The following is a 2410-nucleotide window of genomic DNA, read 5'->3' on the forward strand; positions in this document are numbered from 1 at the left end:
CATTTATACTTTGTTCCATTTCAGCTTCTTTTGCAGTAATCGAAAATATATCTTCCGTTTCAGCCGGATCCTCCCCTTGTTGAGAAAAAAAGTAAATGCCCCCTGCCACAAATGCCACGGCAACGGTAATCATCGTCATTTTCCTTTTTAAAATCCCTTCCATTTCTTTACCTCCTTATTGGATTTCGCACGATACATTGTCATAGGACAGATTAAAAATACATAGTGTTTTTAGGAGAATCAATCGCTTTAAGTGAGAGGAGTTGATCGGAATTGAAGAAAATCGGTGTTATCGGAACCGGAAATATGGGTACCATTTTAATCGAGGCATGGCTGGAGGCAAAAATATTGAATCCGGCAGATTTAATCATTACAAATCGCACACTTTCCAAAGCATTGGTGCTGAAAGAGAAACATCCGGGTATCAAGGTTGCGGAAAGCGCAACCGAAATCGTCGAACAAGCGGACTTTATCTTTCTCTGTGTAAAACCATTGCAAATTAACAGCCTATTACAAGGCATCAAACAGCATATAAAAAGGGATCAGCTGGTTATTTCCATCACAAGCCCGGTTTCCGTCTCCCAGCTCGAATCGGCAGTGAATGCACCCTGTGCCCGCTTTATCCCGAGCATAACGAACCGTGTGGGTTCAGGCGTATCGTTACTGAGTTTCAGCGAGAGCTGCAGTAAGGAGAAAGTGTCAGCTTTATTTGATTTGGCCTCCGCCATATCGGCACCGGTCATCATTGAAAATGATATCACACGGGTAGCTTCCGATATTGTCAGCTGCGGCCCTGCCTTCTTCAGCTATTTAGCTCAAGCTTTCATTGACGCGGCTTGCCAAACGACGAAGATAGATAAAGAAACGGCTACGACTTTGACTGAGAATATGCTGGTTGGCTTAGGGGAATTGCTCGGTAAAGGGGTTTATACATTGCCGACCTTACAGGAAAAGGTTTGTGTAAAAGGTGGAATAACAGGTGAGGGGATCAAGGTTTTAGAAGCTGAAACCGGGGAAATGTTCCATCATCTTTTTCAGGCGACACATGAAAAGTTTGCAGAGGATCTTCACGAAGTTGAAAAACAGTTCGGCCATCCTTATTAATATTCGTAATCAAGATCTGAATTCCTTCTAAAAGTAAAAAAAAAGAAGAGGTCAGACCTCCAATCGTCCTTGTACGAACGGAGATCTTGACCTCTTTATCATTTACTGGCTACAAACAAGATTCTTTCGGTTTCCGTTACAAGCGGTGCTTCTTCAAGATCCGCCAGAATTTCTGAAACCGTGAAACCTGCTTGCTCCAGCCACTTTTTATATTGTTCAACCGGATAGGTCCGTTGATAATGCAACTCATCAAAACGGTCATAAAGACCGCTTTCATCATCCCTTACGAAAAAACTTAAATCATGTTCCACACTGTAAGGTTCTTCACCCGGGAAGCAATCCCATATATAGGATACTTCTTCACCATTGACAGCAAACGTATGATCACTAAAGATTTCTTCCATTTTATAAAGGGAATGGATATCAAACATGAATAATCCGCCATCCTTCAAATGCTCATGAACCCGGCTGAACGTCTTGACGATATCCTCTTCGTCACGAAGGTAGTTCAGCGAATCACAAAAAATCGTGACACAATCAAATTGGCCAAGTCCTTCGAGTTCTGCCATATTCTGCTGGAAAAGCGGAATCGATAATCCAAGCTTAACCGCTTTTTCATTAGCTACAAGAAGCATTTCATCAGATAAATCCACGCCGGTGACTTCGAATCCGTGCTGCGCCAATTCAACGGTCATTTCCCCGGTTCCACATGCCAAATCCAGGACTTTCCTTCCACCAATTCCATACTGTTCCAGCTTCGCCGTAAGGATCATCAGCCATTTTTCATAAGGTGCGTCCTTCATCAATTCATCGTATACATAGGCAAAGCGTTCGTAAGTCATGAAGAAGTCAGTTCACTCTCTAGATCTTCAAAAGGTGCATCTCCCCATAGACGTTCAAGGTTATAATAGTTTCTTTCATCTTTATGGAAAATGTGGGCCACTACATCGCCAAGATCCACAAGCACCCATTTCGCCTCGTCAAAACCTTCAAGACGCTTTACATTGATTCCGGATTCATCAGCTTTGCTCTTCATTTCACGAGCTATTGCTTGTACTTGTTTTTCAGAATTACCGTGGCAGATMAAAAAGTAATCCGCTACAAGGGAAATACCTTGCATGTTCAATGCCACGATATCCTCCGCTCTTTTATCATCCGCCGCTTTTGCTGCAATTACAAGAAGTTCACGTTCAGTCATTACATCTTCTCCTTCAAATTCATRATCAAATCATTATATGTCTTAAATGTGTCAGGGTAAATTGCCTGATTTCTTTTCATTAAAAAAACAACTGTATTCCTTAAAGCC

The 2410-nt window shown here is 42.1% G+C and carries 3 protein-coding genes; 1 reads left to right on the forward strand and 2 read right to left on the reverse strand.

Features of this window, described 5'->3' with window-relative positions:
- Positions 1 to 273: 273 nt before the first annotated feature.
- Entirely contained in the window at positions 274 to 1104 is an 831-nt protein-coding gene (gene comER / locus AC1DVB_RS26615) for a late competence protein ComER (RefSeq protein ID WP_284145139.1), read from the forward strand.
- Between the two features lie 98 nt (positions 1105 to 1202).
- On the opposite strand, the gene AC1DVB_RS26620 is transcribed toward comER, so the two are convergent.
- Positions 1203 to 1946, reverse strand: a complete 744-nt coding sequence (locus AC1DVB_RS26620) for a class I SAM-dependent DNA methyltransferase (protein WP_057278859.1) — start codon at positions 1944 to 1946, stop codon at positions 1203 to 1205.
- Positions 1943 to 2302: a ribosome silencing factor gene (gene rsfS / locus AC1DVB_RS26625; protein ID WP_477591801.1), complete on the reverse strand. Its 360-nt coding sequence runs from the start codon at positions 2300 to 2302 to the stop codon at positions 1943 to 1945. The genes AC1DVB_RS26620 and rsfS overlap by 4 nt, the downstream gene beginning before the upstream one ends.
- Positions 2303 to 2410 lie beyond the last annotated feature (108 nt).

Source organism: Peribacillus sp. P4_D6 (assembly GCF_056401795.1).